This is a genomic window from Mycobacterium sp. E3298 (genome assembly GCF_001666895.1).
In the GTDB taxonomy this organism is placed as follows: domain Bacteria; phylum Actinomycetota; class Actinomycetes; order Mycobacteriales; family Mycobacteriaceae; genus Mycobacterium.
The window spans coordinates 1-15,902 of sequence record NZ_LZJB01000218.1; the positions used below are offsets into that span (position 1 = coordinate 1).

Below are 15,902 nucleotides of genomic sequence, written 5' to 3' on the forward strand. Positions count from 1 at the left end.
TACACCGCGACCTGGCTGACCCCGGGCAGCCGCTCCAGGATCCGCTCGATCGGGCCGGCCGCCAGGTTCTCACCATCCACCCGCATCCAGTCCGCCGTCCGGCCGGCCAGGTAGATCCAGCCGTCGGCGTCCCGGTAGGCCAGATCGCCGGACCAGTACATCCCGTGCCGCATGCGCTCGGCCGTCGCGGCCGGGTCGTTGTAGTAGCCCACGAACGGGCCCGCCCCGGTGGTGTTGACGAGCTCACCGACCGCGGCGTCGAAGTTGGTCAGCGCCCCGTGTTCGTCGAATTCCGCGACGGCGCACTCCTGCAGCGTTGCCGGGTTGTAGACGGCGACCCCGGGATACGGTCTGCCGATCGACCCCGGCGGGGTTCCGTCCTCGCGGACGACGATCACCGCGAACTCGCTCGACCCGAAGCTGTCGACCACGCGGCAGTCGAAACGCCTTGCGAATTCGGCGATGTCGCGGTCGGTGGCCTCGTTGCCGAACGCCACCCGCAGCGGGTTCTCCGCGTCGTCGGGACGTTCGGGGGTGGACAGGATCAAGGCGAGGGGCTTGCCCACGTAGTTGACGTAGGTGACGCGATAGCGGCGCACGTCGTCCAGGAAACCCGATGGCGAGAACCGGGCCGGGACCATGGTGGCGCCGGCACCGATGGCGACCGCCCATCCGGCTGCGACACCGTTCGAGTGGAACAGCGGCATCGACAGGTAACAGACATCGTCGGCGGTGACGTCGTACTGGAAGACCAGGCTGGCGCCGCACATGATCGTCATCGCATGCGCGAGGCGCACGACCTTCGGGTCGCCACTCGTCCCGGAGGTGAAGATCATCATCAACGTGTCGCCGCCGGTGACCTCGCGGTGCGGAACCAGGGGCCCCGCGGCGGCCACCAGTTCGGCGTAGCGCCCGCCGGTGACGTCGAGCACCTGGATCCCGTTGAGGTCCAAGCCGTCCAGCAGGCCCCGGTGTTCGGGGTCGACGAGCAGCAGCTGGCAGTCGGATCGCCGGATGTCGGCCAGCAGTCCGGCCCCGCGCCGCGTCGTGTTGATCCCGCACAGCACGTAGCCGCCCAGCGCGGCCGCGGCCATGGCGCGCAGCATCGCCGGGGAGTTGGGCAGCAGGGCCCCGACGTGGAGTGGGCGGGTCGGCTCGGCCAGGGCGATCAGCGCGGCGGCCTCCGCTTCGGCCTCCGCGAGGTGTTCGCCCCAGGTCCAGACCCGCTCGCCGCAGGCAACGGCCGGGCCGTCGTCGTCGCGACGCTGCCGCAGCAGCTGCTGAACCGTCTCGATCATCGGGTGGTCAGCACCAGCCCCGCGTAGCGCCGGCGTGCCACTTCGTCGCAGTGGCGCCGATAGGCGCCGAACCCGCCGGCGTAGGGCATGAAAACCCGTTTCTTGCCCTCGATGTTGGCGCCCAGGTACCACGACGAGGTCGCCTTCGGGAAGAGCGTCTGCTCGGCCGCCTTCGCGACGTGGTCCGTCCAGGCCTCGGCGGCGTCGCGGCGCGGCTCCACGTCCGTCACCCCGAGGCGGCGGGCGGCGAGCACGAGTTCGATGACCCAGTCGACCTGAACCTCGGCGTGCAGGACCATATTGGCCAGCACCGACGGGCTGCCCGGCCCGCTGATGGTGAACATGTTCGGCAGCCCGGGCACCATCAGGCCGAGGAACGTCAGCGGCCCGTCGGCCCACACGTCGCTCAGCCGCACTCCGCCCGGGCCCTCGGGGTCGATGCGGGTCAGCGCGCCGGTCAGCGCGTCGAAGCCGGTCGCGAAGATCAACACGTCGCACGGGTAGGTGGCCGCGCTGGTGCGCACCCCGCCGGTGGTGATCGTGTCGATGGGCTCGCGGCGCAGGTTCACCAGCCGGACGTTGTCGCGGTTGAACGTCTCGTAGTAGCCGCCGTCGGTGCAGATGCGCTTCGTCCCGATCGGATGGTCGACCGGGATCAGATCGGCGGCCACGGTGGGGTCGGCGACGATCTCACGGATGCGCTGTTCGGCGAACTCACGGGCGATGTCGTTGGCCGCGAGGTCGGAGTTCTGGTCGGGGAAGGTCTTGGCGAACAGCACGCCGCCCTCGCGCCAGCGCCGCCACAGCGCCTCGGTGCGTTCCCGCGGTTCGGTGTCCACCGCCTTCTTGTGGTACGTGCCGTGGGGCGTGCCCGCGGCCGCGTACGCCGAGGCGCGGCGGCGCTCGGGATATTCCTCGCGGATCCGGCGCTGCTCCTCCGGCGTCCAGGGGCGGTTGGGCATCGGGATGCTGTAGTTTGCCGATCGCTGGAACACCACCAGGCGGTCGGCCTGTGCCGCAACGATCGGAACCGCTTGAATGCCTGAGGATCCCGTGCCGATCAGACCGACCCGCTTGCCGCGCAGGTCCGGGTCGTCGCGCGGCCACGCGGCGGTGAAGTACACCTCGCCCGCGAAGTCGTCGATGCCGGGGATGTCGGGGCGGTTGACAGCCGAAAGGCAACCCGTCGCGCAGATCAGGAATTGCGCGGCGTGGGTCCGGCCGTCTCTGGTGCGGACCCGCCATCGCCCTTGCTCGAACGCGGCGCCGACGACATCGACCTCGAATCGGTAGTGGCGGCGCAAGCCGAACCGGTCCGCGACGTGGCGCAGGTAGCCGAGGATCTCCGGTTGGGCGGCGAAGCGTTCGCTCCACGTCCAGCTCCGCTGCAACTCCTCATCGAAAGAGTAGGAGTAGTCGACACTTTCGACGTCACAGCGGGCGCCCGGGTACCGGTTCCAGTACCAGGTGCCGCCGACGTCCGGGGCGGCCTCGAGGCCGAGCACCGAGAGCCCCGCCGACGCGGCCCGGTGCACGGCGTACAGCCCGGCGAAGCCCGCGCCGATCACGATCACGTCGGCTTCGGTCATGCCGACTCACAAAGGGTGGGCTGCAGGAGGGCCCGCAGGTCGCCATAGACCAGGTCGCGGGCCGACGCCGCGGGCGGGAAGGACGGAATGGTCAGGAAACCATGGAACAGGTCCGGGAAATCGCGGTGCACCACGCGCACCCCCGCGCCGCGCAATCGACGCGCGTAGTCGCAGCCCTCGCTGTGCAGGGGATCGAGACCGGCGGTGACGATCACCGCGGGCGGCAGACCGGCGTGGGAGCCCGCACGCGCCGGGGCTACCAGGTCGGGCGGATCCAAAAGCGTTTCGCCGCAGAGATATTGGCTCCAATACCACCGCATGGCGGCGGAGGTCAGGAAGTAGCCGGTGGCGCAGCGCAGGTAGCTCTCGGTGTCGAAAGACGGGTCGATGACCGGATATAGCAGGGCTTGCGCGGCCGGCCCCGCGATCCCCCTGTCCCGGCACAGGACCGCGGTGACGGCCGCGAGGTTGCCGCCCGCGCTGTCACCGGCGACCGCGGTCCGCGCCGGGTCGATGCCGAGATCGGGCGCGTGGTCGACGACCCAGCGGAACGCCGCGAAGGCGTCCAGCGCGGCCGCGGGGGCCGGGTGCTCGGGCGCGAGGCGGTAGCCCACCGAGACGACGACGGCCTGGGTGCCGCGGGCCAGGGCGCGGCAGAAACCGTCGTGGGATTCGATGTCGCACAGGACGAATCCGCCGCCGTGGTAGAACACGATCGCGGCCCGGTTGTCCCGGGCGTCGCCGTGCGGGTGATAGATCCGCACGGGGATGTCGCCGGCGGGCCCCGGGATCGACCGGTCCTCGGTGCAGCGGACGTCGTCGATGTTGTTGACGGGCTGGCGCCGCTGGGCGACGGAGATGCGGGCCTGCTCGGCGGTCAGCGTCTCGACGGGCGGGAATCCGGCGTTCAACTCGCGCAGCATCGCCGGGACGACATCAAAAGGGTCGTCCATGTGACGCCTCCGCGCGCATCGGTGGGCCGCTCATGCCGGCCGGTACTTCAACAGGGTGATTCCGTCTTCGGGCAGATCGTAGAACACCGGCTCGACCCGCATGCCGATATGGACGTCACCGGGTTCGACGTCGACCAACTCGGTGCTGAACTTCGGTCCGGCGTCCCACTGCACGACCGCGGGCAGCTGCGGAACCGCGTCCGCCCAGGGCGGCCCGGTCGGCCGCCGGGCGATCGTGAACGTGTACAGCGTTCCGGCGCCGTCGATTTCGCGCCATTCCAGGTCGTCGGCCAACGTTCCCGGGGTGAGCGTGCGCGGATAGAACACGTAGCGCCCGAGCGAGGGCGAATACTGCACCAAGATGCGATGCCGGGTCAGTCCGTCCCAGAAGGGCCGCGACACCGGTGTCGGCTCGGGTACGGGGATGTCCACGGTCAGTCCCCCCGCATCAGCAGCGCGACCTGCTCGCTCATGATGCCGCCGTTGCCGGTGACGAAGGCGGTATGGCAATCGGGCACCTGCGCCTCACCGGCCCGGCCCATGATCTGCCGCGCGCCGTCGACGACATGGTGCATGCCGCCGGCCATCCCGGCCTGCCCGAAGGACAGTTGCCCCCCGGCGGTGTTGAGCGGAAAGTCACCGCGGTAGGTCAGGTCGTGGCCGGCGATCCAGGACATTCCGCGGCCCTTGTCACAGAAGCCGGCGTCCTCGAGGCTCATCAGCACGGTGATGGTGTAGCAGTCGTAGATCGACGCCATGTCCACCTCGGAGCGGGTCAGGCCGGCCATCGCGAACGCCCGGTCGGCGGCGCGGGCGATCGGGGTGTGCAGCAGATCCTCGGCGTAGGTGGGGGTCTTGAAGGCGATGTGTTCGCCGAATCCCTTGATCCACACCGGGCGGTGGCGGCCGCGCCGGGCGAGGTCGGCGTTGGCGATCAGGACACCCGCTCCCCCGTGCACCCGCATCACGGTCTCCAGCATGTGGATGGGGTCGGCGATCATCGGGCTGGCGAGGACGTCGTCCGCCGTGATCGGGGTGCCGTGGAAGACCGCGCCGGGGTGGGCGCACGCGTTGGCGCGTTGATCGACGGCGATTTTGGCGACCGCCGCGGGGTCGTAGCCGAACTCGGCCGCGTAGCGCTGGGCGATCTGCGCGTAGGGCGCGTTCTGGCCGACGTTGCCGTACGGGATCTCGAATTCCGCCTGCGGCGACCCGTAGTTGTTCGAGGACGCCCCATACCAACTCGGTGTCGGGGGCGGGCGTTTCTCGGACTGCGGCTGCGACGCCGAACCGGGAACCACGGCCAGCACCGCGTCGCAGATGCCGAGTTCCACGGCGACCGCGGCCCGCCAGATCATGCCCGCGGCGGTGGCCCCGCCGAGGTCGACGCGCTCGCCGAAATCCAATGCCAGGCCCAGGTATTCGCACAGTGTGGCGGGTGCGAACATCGTCGACTCGGCGACGCCGTGGGTCAGCAGGCCGTTGACGCAGGCGGCGTCGATGCCCGCGTCCTCGATCACCAGCTTGGCCAGCAGCGCGTACTGGTCGAGGGTGAACATCGGCGGGCGGGTTGGTTTCCGTTCCGCCGGCAGCTCGGCGATGCCGACGATCGCCGCCTCGCCGCGCAGGCCGGTCACGACGGCGTTCCGCGTCGGGGCAGCTCGACCGTCGCCGATCCGGGCATCAGCACGGTCTCGCCGCGGCGGCCGGCGATGTCGAGGTCAACCAGCCCGGCGCCCGCCCCGGAGAGGCGTTTGCCGGTGACGGTGCCGCCGAAGCTCAGGGGCTGGCCGGGATGGGCGACCGCCCGGTTCTGGACGGAGAAGGACATCAGGCGCCCGCGGCCGCCGATCCAGTCCCCGATGGCCCGGCCGAGCAGCGCGGCCTGCAGCGGACCATGGACCAGCACGTCGTCGTAGCCTTCGACCGTGCGCGCCCAGTCCTTGTCGTAGTGGATGCGGTGGCCGTTGTAGGTGGCGGCACTGAAGAAGAACAGCTGCGTTTCGTCGACGGTCACGGTGAGGTCGGGCATCCGGTCGCCCACCTGGACGTCCTCGTAAAACACTTGGTCGGTCACGACGCTCCTAGGGACGGGCGATCATCGATGTGGACGCCTCGGCGAGCAGGTCTTGATGCTGGTTGCGGTACACCGTGTTCCAGGTGACCAGAACGAATCTGCCGGAGCGGCCCTGCTTTTCGACGATCGACGAGATGGTGCGTACCATTTCGACATTGTCGCGGTGATAGGCCGGCAGGTGGAAAGTGAAGCTTTCGCCGCCCGCCATCCGCTTGGGCGCGCGGGGAAACGCGAGGCTGCCGGAGACAGCGCCGGACGAACCGTCGGGCCGCAGGGCCTCGAGGTGGGTGACTCCCAGCACGGCGTACTGCAGGAAGAGCGGGGGGCAGACGACGTCGCGAAAGCCGTGCGCCCTCGCGTAATCCGCGTCGAACCACAACGGGTTATGGTCGCCGACCGCCGCCGCCCAGCGTTGCCAGTCGCGCCGGTTCACCTCGCCCGTCGCGGACGCGGCGACGGTGCCCACGCGCGCGGCCGATTCGGCGTCGATCAAGCTGTCCTCGCTCACCGGCCCTCCTCCGAGTCCAACGTCTCCTCCAGCCACGATGCGGCGACGTCCGGCCCGCCACCCCACGTGGAGCCCACACGGGCCCGCTCGGTCCACAGGTGCAGATCGGTCTCGGTGACATAGCCCATGCCGCCGTGCAATTGGTGGGCGTCCAACGTGATCAGTCTCGCCGCGGTCGCGGCGTGCAGGCGCGCGATCGCGGTCTCGCGGGTCGCCATTCGGCCGCGCCCGATCCAGAACACCGCCGCGTGCGCGGCCAACCGGGCCGCCGCCAGCGCGATGTGCATGTCGGCAACCAGGTGCTGAGCAGCCTGGAAAGACGCTATGGGCCGGCCGAATTGGTGGCGCAGCTTGGTGTAGGCGACGGTGCGGTCGATGACGGCCTGCCCGACGCCCACCAGGTCGAGCGATCCCAACGCCACCGCCGTGTTCGCCACGCGGCGCAGTGCCGGCTCGGCGACGTCACCGATCAGCGCGTCGCAGGTGAGCGCGACGTCGTCGAAGCGCAGGGTGAACGCCCGATGCCCGCCCGCCACCGCAAGCGGTTCCACGGTCACACCGGGCGTCGCGGCGCGCACGACGAAGGCCAGCGTGCGACCCTGCGCCGCAGCCGAAGTCACGACGACGTCGGCGACGTCGGCGTCGGCGACGTAGTCCGCGGTGCCGTTCAGCCGCCATTGTCCCGACACTTGGTCGGCGCGGATCGCCCCCGGCACCACGGCGGCGTCGCGGGAGCTCCACAGGGCCGTCGTGCCGCGGGTCGTGCCGCGTGCCAGTGCGGGCAGCCAGGCGGCCTTGGCGTCCGGGGAGCCGAGCTGGTCGATCGCGAGCGCGGATTGGATGCTGCTGTGGATCGTCGTCGGGCACAGGGCGCGCCCGGCCTCGACGTAGAAAACCGCGAGATCGTCCAATGAGCCGCCGGAGCCGCCGTGCTCCTCGGCGATGGCCAGCCCGAGAACACCGGCGCCCGTCAACGCCTGCCACAGCCCCGGGGTGCGGCGGTCCGCGTCCGGTTCGGTCAGCGCGCGCACCAACGGGATCGGGCTCTCGGCGGCCAGCAGGGCGCGCAGCGACGCGGCGAACTCGCGTTGCTCGGCGGTGGGTATCGCTCTCATCCGTCAGCGCCCGTAGCTGGGCATCTTGTGCCCGCGCTGGGCGATGATGTCGCGGAGCACCTCGTTGGTGCCGCCGCCGAAACGCATCAGCGGCGCGGCCCGGTACAGCCGCTCGAACTTGCCGGCCAGCGGCGCCCGCTCGCTGCGGTGCGCCAGTAGACCGTCCGGGCCGAGCACGTCGAGCGCGAGCACCGCGATGCGCTGGCGCAGTTCGCTGGTGAAAACCTTCTCGACGCTGACCTCCACCGACGGGATCACGCCGCTGTCGAGGATGGACGCGGCCTCGTAGCCCATCAGGGTGGCCACCGCGACGTCGGCCTCCGCTTGTGCCAGGCGGCGCCGCAGCGCTGGGCTGTCGCAGGGCACCGAGCCGTCCCGGCGTGGTGCCCGCGCGAGCTCACCCAGCTCCTCGACGGCGCGACGCAGGTCGCCCGCGTTGGTCAGCGCGCCGCGTTCGAGGTCGAGCGCCCCCGTGATGTATGTCCAGCCGCGGTTGACCTCGCCCACCAGGTTGGTGACCGGCACGCGCACGTCGCGGAAGTGGACCTCGTTGGTGCGATAACCCGACCACGCGTACAGCGGGCGGATCGCCACGCCGGGACTGTCGATCGGCACGATGACGACCGAGATGCCGCGGTGGCGAACACCGTTGGGGTCGGTGCGGACGCAGAGCCACTCGTGGGTCGCGCGCTGTGCGCCGCTGTTCCAGATCTTCGTGCCGTTGATCACCCAATCGTCGCCGTCGCGGACTGCACTGGTGCGCAGGCTGGCCAGGTCGGTGCCGGCGTCGGGCTCGGAATACCCCACGGCGCAGATCATTTCGCCCTTGGCGATCAGCGGCAGCCATTCGGACTTGTTCTGTTCGGTACCGTGCCGCATGATCATCGGCGCCACGGATGTGACCGTCAGGTCGGGCCCCGGCACGCCCCAGTACTCGAATTCGCTCATCAGCAGATGCAGGTGGATGGCGCCGAGGCCGAGGCCGCCGTATTCACGCGGCCAGTTCACTCCGAACCAGCCCTTGGCTCCGATCTTGCGACGGAACCCGGCGACCTCTCCGTCGGGGAACTCCAGGTCGTGCTCGGCGAGCTCGGCGCGCAGCTCGGCGGTGACGTTGTCGTGAAGGAATTCGCGGACCTCGGCCAGCCATGCGCGCTGCCCGGCGTCGAGTTCGAAATCCATTCGGGCCCCTTTGCCGCCGATGTGCAGTCGGAGTCTATAAGCGTGATCGGCGCGCCGGACGCGTTACGCAGACCGCAAATTCGCGGCGAGGTCGAGCAGCCGCGCGACGGCAGGATCCGGGTGCGGGCGGCACACGGCGACGATGCTGGTGATGAGCACGGGAAGGTGGTCGGACAGCGGCACGTAAACCACGCCGGGATGGCGCATGGCCGCGACTTGTTCGGGGACGACGGCGGCTGCCAGTCCCGCGATGGGATAGGACATCATCGCCGAGAGCTCGTCCGTCTCGGCGACGATTCTCGGCTCGACGCCGGCATCCCGAAGTGCTGCGTGAATCCGGGCCGAGATTGCGGGAAGCGACCGTTGGGAAGGAACCACGAGGGGTTCATCGCGGAGGTCGGCGAGCCTGACCGACGGTTCGTGAGCCAGCCGATGGTGTCTCGGCAACACCACCAGCGCCTGCTCGCGCTCCACCTCGGTGACGAGCAACCCGTCAGCATGTTGAATGGGCCCGCGAGCGAAGCCCAGGTCGAGGCCACCGGAGCGAACGGCGTCGAGCAGACCCATGGTGCGCATCTGAGCGAGGTGCAGTGTCAGGTCGGGCAGCGCGCCGGCGCCGGCACGCATCAAGTTCGGCAGGAATCGGAACGCGAGGCTGACAACGAAACCGAGATCAACGTCGCCGTGGAGGCCGGCCGCGACTCGCTGGGCTCGCCGCACGGCAGCGCGCTGTGCGGCGCTGAGGCGCTCCGCGTCCGCACGAAAAGACCGCCCCGCGGCGGTCAATTCGACCCCTCGAGCGGTGCGGTCGAACAACATGACTCCCACGGCCCGCTCCAGGCGCTGAATCGCCTGTGTCAATGGGGGTTGAGTCATCGAAAGACGTTGGGCGGCACGCCCGATGTGCCCCTCGTCCGCGACGGCGAGGAACTGCTCCAGCAGCCGGTGGGTAAGTTCCATATGACACATCATATGAACCAGGCCACCGGAAAGTATTGGACGAAATCACGTCGCCGCCGTTGACTGGTCGCAGACGCACGTGTCAGCGACCAGTCAAACCCGTGGAGGAATGCGGTGTCTGATTTCGGCACCTTCGGCCGGTTCAATGAAACTCCGGTGACCGCCATGCCCGCCGATATGCGGAAAGCCTTCGAATTCACCCGCTCTCTGCGCGGGATGGTGCCCGGTCCCCACAAGATCTGGCTTGCCAACCCGACGCTATCCAGGACGATCGTGCCGACCGGCGCGTATTTCCAAAATGACTCGACCTTGACCAAAGCGGAGATCGAGATCGCGACCAATGTCGTCAACGGCCACTGGGGTAGCCCCTACGCGAACCACGAACACGAAATCATCGGCGAGCGCGTCGGCCATCTGCACCCACTTCGTGTTCAGGCGCTGATCGCCGGGCTGCCGACGTCGTTCGACGACCCGCGCCAACAAGTGGTGTACGAACTTGCCTGCGCTCTGACGGCCCGGCGCACCATTCCCTTCGGGCTCTACCGCCGGGCCGAGGCGCTTCTCGGCGACGAGGGGATCGTGGACGTCACCGTGCTGCTGGGCTGGTTCACGATGGTGTGTATGACGTTGATTGCCTTCGATGTTCCCGCCGACGCGGTCGGATTGGAGCAATGAATATGGCGCTTGCCCCCCTGCCCGCCGTCGTGCTGACGCCCGTCGCGTTCTTTCCCGAATGGCATTTCCCCGAAAACCTTGCGGTCCGCGCCGACAACTCGCTGCTGGTGACCGACGTCTTGCACAAGCAACTGTGGTGGGTGCCGCCGGCGAATCGCGATGCGGCGGTCCCGCCCCTACTGGCGCACACCTTCGATCACCACATCACCGGCATCGTCGAGGTTGCGCCCGACGTCTTCGTAGTCAACCTCACCGAGGGCTACACCACTCACGAGTCATATTTGGCCCGAGTCGATTTCACGTCCTGGAAGCCGGGGACGCCGCTGACACCGGAGGTGATATACGCCTTCGACGACCGTGTCCGGGCCCTCAACGGCAGCTGCCTCCTGGGACCAAACGTTCTGGCGATCGCCGACTGTTTCGCGGGGCTGATCTGGCGGATCGACCTGGCCGGGAATGCGCGAAGCGCCGCGGCCCGGGTCTGGCTCGCGGATGACACGATGGCCGATGATCCAGACAGCGGCGTCCCTCCCCCACCCCAGCCCGGGGTCAACGGCGTGCGCTACGGGCCGCAGACCGGTTACCTGTACTACACCTCGACTGCGCAGAAGGTGTTCATGCGGGTTCCCGTCGATCGAGCGTCTCTCGACCCGGCCGGCCCGGCGCAGTTCGTCGCCGCCATCGACAATGCCGACGACTTCTGCATCGACGAGGACGCCGGATTCGCCTATGTGACAAGGCATCGGGCCAACACCCTCGACCGTGTGCCGCTCTTGCCGCGGCACGGCAGCGAGGTGCGCCATATCGCCGGCGAACCGTTTGACGAGACTCTGGTCGGCCCGTCCAGCGCGGTCTGGGGGCGCCGGCCCGGGGATCGCGGCCGCGTCGCTTACGTGACGACGGACGGCGGCACCACCGCCAGCCCGGACGGAATCATCAGGCCTCCCGCGGTCCTACGGGTGGAGCTGGGCCATGCGAAAGATTGACCGCACCGGCGCGCCGACTGTAAATACGCTGTCAAACTCCCGTTAATTCGCATCGGCGCTCTCGCAGTTCGGCGGCACGGCTGCGAAAATTTTGCAATCGGCTGGTCGACGAGGACCAGGACCCTTGCCCGGCCGCAGCCCGAGGGAGATGTCATGCCCACTGTCGAGACACGCCTTCGCGAAGACATGCGCAACTATGCCGTCGAATTGCGGCAACTGGCCTACACGCTTCCGCTCGGTGTGGGCGAGCATGCGCTCCTGCAATTGTCCGACCGGATGCGCGCCGCCGCCGACCAGGTGATCCGCAGGGGCGCCTGACCCGCGGCGGCCTCAGCCGCCCTTGAGCCGGATCTTCCAGCGGACGAAGCTCAGGTAGAAGATGCTGATCACCACCAGCATGGCGATGTCGAACCACCACGCTGCCGGCGTGTGACGCCAGTGCGAGTCCTTGGGGCTGAGCGGACCGGGAACCAGTTTGGGTAGGTCGGCGGTGGAGGCCGAGGCCGCGAAGCCCCAGCGCGCCGGCGTCGCCCAGGACATCTGGTCCAGCCCGACCCGTCCGGTCACGGGGATCATGCCGCCGGAGAACACCAGCTGCGACATGACCGCCACCACCAGCAGCGGCATGATCTGTTCGTTCGACTTGGCGATGGCCGACAGCGCGAGGCCGAGCATGGCGGAGGCCACGCACGTCAGCGCGACGTCGACGAACAGTTCGAGGCCCGGCCGGCCCAGGGCCACCGCGCCCTGGGTGGGACCGCCCTTGCCGAGCAGCACAATGATGGTCACGATCGCCGACTGGATGACCGCGAAAACCGTGTAGACGCAGACCTTGGCCAGCAGGTAGGCGCTGGTGGACAGGCCGACCGCCTGTTCGCGCAGGAAGATCGGGCGTTCCCCGATGAGGTCGCGGATGGTCAGCGCCGTGCCCATGAACACGGCGCCGACGTTGAGCAACACCAGGATTTGCCCGGGCTCGTTGGGCGCGGCGCCCATGGGATTGGGGATTCCGAAGCCGACGTTGCCGGGCACCGACATGGACAGCGATCCCATGATGAACGGCAGCACCGCCAGGAAGACGAAGTAGCCGCGGTCGGAGAAGATCAGCCGGACCTGCCGCCTGGCGATCGTAGAGAACTGCCGGAACAGGCTCGTGTGCGAGGGATCGCCCAGGTCGGCGGGCTGCTGGGCGGGCGGCGGCGGAGGCTGCGGGCCCGTGCGCGCCAGGTAGCGCGCCTTGGACCCGTCCGGATCGCCCGCGACCGTGCTGAAGATGTCCGCCCAGTTCGTCGTCCCCATGGCCGGGCCGATCTGGCTGGGCGGTCCGCAGAAGGCGGTCTTGCCGCCGGGAGCCAGCAGCAGGACCTGGTCGCAGACGTCCAGGTAGGTCAGCGAGTGGGTGACCACGAGCACCACGCGGCCGGCGTCGGCGAGCTGGCGCAGCATCGTCATCACCTGGCGGTCCAGCGCCGGGTCCAGGCCCGAGGTCGGCTCGTCCAGGATCAGCAGCGACGGCCCGGTGAGCAGCTCCAGGGCGACCGATGCGCGCTTACGCTGGCCGCCCGAGAGCTTGTCGACCCGGGTGTTCAGGTGCTGCGTCATCTCGAGTTCCTCGAGCACCCGGGCGACCACCTGGGCCCGGTCGTCCTTGGTGGTGTCCGGCGGCAGCCGCAGTTCGGCGGCGTACATCAACGCCTGCTGCACGGTCAGCTGCCCGTGCACCACGTCGTCCTGCGGCACCATGCCGATCCTGCTGCGCAGCGAGGCGTACTCGGCGTGCACGTTGTGGCCCTCGAACGCCACCGTGCCCCTGGTCGGGTGCGTGTACCCGGCCACCAGGCGGGCGAACGTCGACTTGCCCGCGCCCGAGGGTCCGATCACGGCCGTCAGCGTGCCCGGCTGCGCGCCCAGCGAGATGTCGTCCAGCAGTGTCTTGTTGTTCTCGATCGTCCAGGTCACGCCGCGCACGTCCAGGCCGCCGGTGCGGGTCGCGGTCGCGCTCTCGTCGCGGCGGGCCAGCGTGCCCCCGGCGAAGACGAGGTCGATGTTGCCGATGGTGACGACGTCGCCGTCGTGCAGCACGGCCGAATCGACCCGCGCCCCGTTGACAAAGGTGCCGTTGATGCTGCGGTTGTCATGGATCTCGGTGCCGTGCGGCGTCGGGATCAGGGTGGCGTGGTGGCGCGAGGCCAGCACCTCGGGGATGACGATGTCGTTGTCGTTGGCCCGGCCGATCTTGATCGCGCCCGGCGTCGACTCCAGCGCGGCCTTGCCCGGCCGCAGGATCTTCATCATCGACGTCGCCAGGTTCGAGGCGTCACCGGCGACGCGGCTCGTCTCCGGGCCGCCAGCTTGCGGGGGCGGCATATTCGGCGGTGTGCGGTAGATCTGGGGGGCGTGTTGCGGGCCGCTGGGCGGGGCCGCCGGTTGGCCACCGGTCGGGTGTCGCGGCTGCGGGCCCGACGGGTAACTCGGCATCGACCCGCTGGGCGGATGCATCGGCGTGGGACCGCTCGGGGGGACGGGCTGTGGTCCGCTGGGCAGATGCGTGGGCTGGCGGAAGGAGGCCGACGGCGACTGCTGGGGCTGGCCGGGCCATGATGCGCCGGTGGGCTGGCCGTGCGGGGCCGGCGGGCTCGCCGCGGTGGCCGGGTTGACGATCGGTATCGACGTCGTCAGCGGCGGCCGGCCGGCCGTCCCCTGGTGGCGGCCCACCTCGAAGGTCAGGGCCGGGCCGTCCGGATTGCCGATGTTGACGCGTAGGCCGTCCTGGATGTCGACCGTGGGCACACGCTGATGGTTGACGAATAACCCGTTGAGGCTGCCGTTGTCGACGGCGACCCATCGGCCCTGGTCGAACCGGACGATCAGATGGGTGCGGGAGATCAGCGGATGCGCGACGCGCACGTCGGCGCGAAGGTCACGCCCGATCGCTACGTCGTTGCCCGCGGCGAACGTGCGCTCGGCTCCCTCGTACCGCACCGTCAACACGGGTGGGGTTGGTCGGCTCATCACGACCAACTGTATCGGCAGCCGCGCGGATCGGGACCCCGAATCTCTACCGGACCCGCGCCACCCGGCGCAGCGCCAGTTTTCGACGGGTGGCTGGCGGGCGACCCGCCGTTCACGCCGGAGAGCGGCGATGGTTTCCCCGACGACGTTTCGATCGCCGACGGCGTGGCACCGCGGCTCGCCACCACAGACGCTCCGCCGGGCGGCGATCCGGAGAGTGGCCCACCGCGACAGCAGGCCCGGCCCGACGGGCCGTGACAGCGTGAACCGACTGTGATCGATCCCGGCGACGGTGAACAGGTGGCCCGGCGGTCCATCATTTGAATTGCGGCGCAGCCGCTTTCAGCAGCGTGTCAGCCAGCGACCGCGTGCAGGTCGCGGCGCCAGGACTGGGGCGCTGCGGTGACTTCCTTGATGAAATTTCCGATGTGTCCAATGGCCCGCCTGCCCTCGGGCAGGATGTCGGCCGCCAGCGGGAAGTCGTGAATCTGCCCGTCCCACAGATGCAGGTCGCACGGAATCCCACTGGCTTCCAAGCGCTTTGCCATGAGTTCGGCGTCGGGCAGCAGCAATTCGTCTGAGCTGGCGTGGATGGTGACCGGCGGCAAGTCGGACAGGTCGGCGTCCACCGGTGAGGCCACGGTGGACTCCTCGCGCCCGTCCACCAGCTGCGCCTGGCTGAGGTATTGCGCGAACATCGACAGCGCGCCGCGGGTGAACATCGAGCACCGGCGCGCGTTGCGGTGCCTCAGCTTTCGGCCCGGATCAGCGTCGGTGAACGGCGAGATCGTGGCGATGCCGGCGGGCCGCATCAGCTCGCTGCTGATGGCCAGCAGCGTGGTCATGAACGCCAGGTACCCCCCGGCGGAGTCGCCTGCCACGACCACCCGGTCGCCGTCGAAGCCGCGATCTTGCAGCCAGCGAAGGCCGCTCATGCCGTCCTCGATCGCGTCGGTGATCTGATGGTTGGGCAACTTTCGATACCCGACCGTGAGGACTGCGGCGTCCGCGGCCTTGGAAAGGCGCGTGACGACCGACCGGTGGGTGTTGAGACCGCAAGTGAGGAAGGCGCCGCCGTGCAGATACAGAATCGCGCGATCAGTCGAGGCACCCGGCGCGCAAACCCACTCGGCCGCGCAGTTTTCCAGCCGCACCGGTTCGATCTTCGCCGAGATGCCGAACCGCGGCAGCAATCCCGCCAAGCCATCGACGTATTCGAACGGCCAGTGCAAGTTGGGGGTAAAAGCCCACGCGCGCACCGTGGTTTTCACGATCAGCCTGCTGGCCAACGCGACCGCGAACGACTGCGGGCTATGGCGATGGTGGACTCGCCGCTTCATTGCGCCACTTGGCAATAAGCGATGCGGATCGGTGCTCACCATTGCGCTCCCTCCTAAGTGCGCACCGAATACCCGCCCTGGGGCGCGAATAACTTCAGGTGAAGGCGACACGAATGTTGGCTACATCACGGTTTACCACCCGTGTCCGGTGGGTATATAGCGACATTCTGCGATTCCCGGCCCGGGCATCGACCAGCTTCGCCCGGT

At 69.2% G+C, this 15,902-nt stretch carries 15 protein-coding genes; 3 read left to right on the plus strand and 12 right to left on the minus strand.

The window, feature by feature from the left end; all coding sequences use genetic code 11:
* From fadD1 to A9X05_RS10030, 10 genes are all read right to left on the minus strand, one after another.
* Window positions 1-1,298: fatty-acid--CoA ligase FadD1 (fadD1, locus tag A9X05_RS09985; protein WP_067780987.1), on the minus strand; the 1,298-nt coding region annotated here is incomplete at its 3' end.
* Entirely contained in the window at window positions 1,295-2,887 is a 1,593-nt protein-coding gene (locus tag A9X05_RS09990; protein ID WP_067780989.1) for an NAD(P)/FAD-dependent oxidoreductase, read from the minus strand. The genes A9X05_RS09990 and fadD1, both read right to left, overlap by 4 nt.
* Entirely contained in the window at window positions 2,884-3,840 is a 957-nt protein-coding gene (locus tag A9X05_RS09995) for an alpha/beta hydrolase (RefSeq protein WP_067780992.1), read from the minus strand. The genes A9X05_RS09990 and A9X05_RS09995 overlap by 4 nt, the downstream gene beginning before the upstream one ends.
* A gap of 30 nt (window positions 3,841-3,870) precedes the next feature.
* Complete coding sequence (locus A9X05_RS10000) at window positions 3,871-4,272, minus strand: Zn-ribbon domain-containing OB-fold protein (protein ID WP_067750141.1); 402 nt, start codon at window positions 4,270-4,272, stop codon at window positions 3,871-3,873.
* Between the two features lie 2 nt (window positions 4,273-4,274).
* Complete coding sequence (locus A9X05_RS10005) at window positions 4,275-5,477, minus strand: thiolase family protein (protein WP_067780995.1); 1,203 nt, start codon at window positions 5,475-5,477, stop codon at window positions 4,275-4,277.
* Entirely contained in the window at window positions 5,474-5,872 is a 399-nt protein-coding gene (locus tag A9X05_RS10010; protein WP_067781024.1) for a MaoC/PaaZ C-terminal domain-containing protein, read from the minus strand. Before A9X05_RS10010 ends, A9X05_RS10005 begins: the two co-directional genes overlap by 4 nt.
* Before the next feature lie 52 nt (window positions 5,873-5,924).
* The gene (locus A9X05_RS10015; protein ID WP_067780998.1) at window positions 5,925-6,425 is read right to left on the minus strand and encodes a MaoC family dehydratase N-terminal domain-containing protein; all 501 of its coding nucleotides are present in this window, start codon (window positions 6,423-6,425) and stop codon (window positions 5,925-5,927) included.
* A complete protein-coding gene (locus tag A9X05_RS10020; RefSeq protein WP_067781001.1) occupies window positions 6,422-7,540 on the minus strand; it encodes an acyl-CoA dehydrogenase family protein in 1,119 nt (372 codons plus the stop codon). The genes A9X05_RS10015 and A9X05_RS10020 overlap by 4 nt, the downstream gene beginning before the upstream one ends.
* Window positions 7,541-7,543: 3 nt before the next feature.
* Window positions 7,544-8,722 (minus strand): acyl-CoA dehydrogenase family protein, encoded by a 1,179-nt coding sequence (locus tag A9X05_RS10025; RefSeq protein WP_067781004.1) that lies wholly within the window; start codon window positions 8,720-8,722, stop codon window positions 7,544-7,546.
* 63 nt (window positions 8,723-8,785) lie between these two features.
* On the minus strand, window positions 8,786-9,682 hold the full coding sequence (locus tag A9X05_RS10030; protein WP_067781007.1) for a LysR family transcriptional regulator: 897 nt from the start codon (window positions 9,680-9,682) through the stop codon (window positions 8,786-8,788).
* Between the two features lie 114 nt (window positions 9,683-9,796).
* On the opposite strand from A9X05_RS10030, the gene A9X05_RS10035 reads away from it, so the two are divergent.
* The 3 genes from A9X05_RS10035 (at window position 9,797) to A9X05_RS31610 (ending at window position 11,661) form a co-directional block, all read left to right on the plus strand.
* Window positions 9,797-10,357, plus strand: a complete 561-nt coding sequence (locus A9X05_RS10035) for a carboxymuconolactone decarboxylase family protein (RefSeq protein WP_231972777.1) — start codon at window positions 9,797-9,799, stop codon at window positions 10,355-10,357.
* Window positions 10,358-10,359: 2 nt separating this feature from the next.
* A complete protein-coding gene (locus A9X05_RS10040) occupies window positions 10,360-11,343 on the plus strand; it encodes a hypothetical protein (RefSeq protein ID WP_067781027.1) in 984 nt (327 codons plus the stop codon).
* A 153-nt stretch (window positions 11,344-11,496) separates the two neighbouring features.
* A complete protein-coding gene (locus A9X05_RS31610) occupies window positions 11,497-11,661 on the plus strand; it encodes a hypothetical protein (RefSeq protein ID WP_197498995.1) in 165 nt (54 codons plus the stop codon).
* A 12-nt stretch (window positions 11,662-11,673) separates the two neighbouring features.
* On the opposite strand, the gene A9X05_RS10045 is transcribed toward A9X05_RS31610, so the two are convergent.
* A complete protein-coding gene (locus A9X05_RS10045; RefSeq protein ID WP_197498996.1) occupies window positions 11,674-14,355 on the minus strand; it encodes an FHA domain-containing protein in 2,682 nt (893 codons plus the stop codon).
* 353 nt (window positions 14,356-14,708) lie between these two features.
* On the minus strand, window positions 14,709-15,737 hold the full coding sequence (locus tag A9X05_RS10050) for an alpha/beta hydrolase (RefSeq protein WP_067750131.1): 1,029 nt from the start codon (window positions 15,735-15,737) through the stop codon (window positions 14,709-14,711).
* Window positions 15,738-15,902 lie beyond the last annotated feature (165 nt).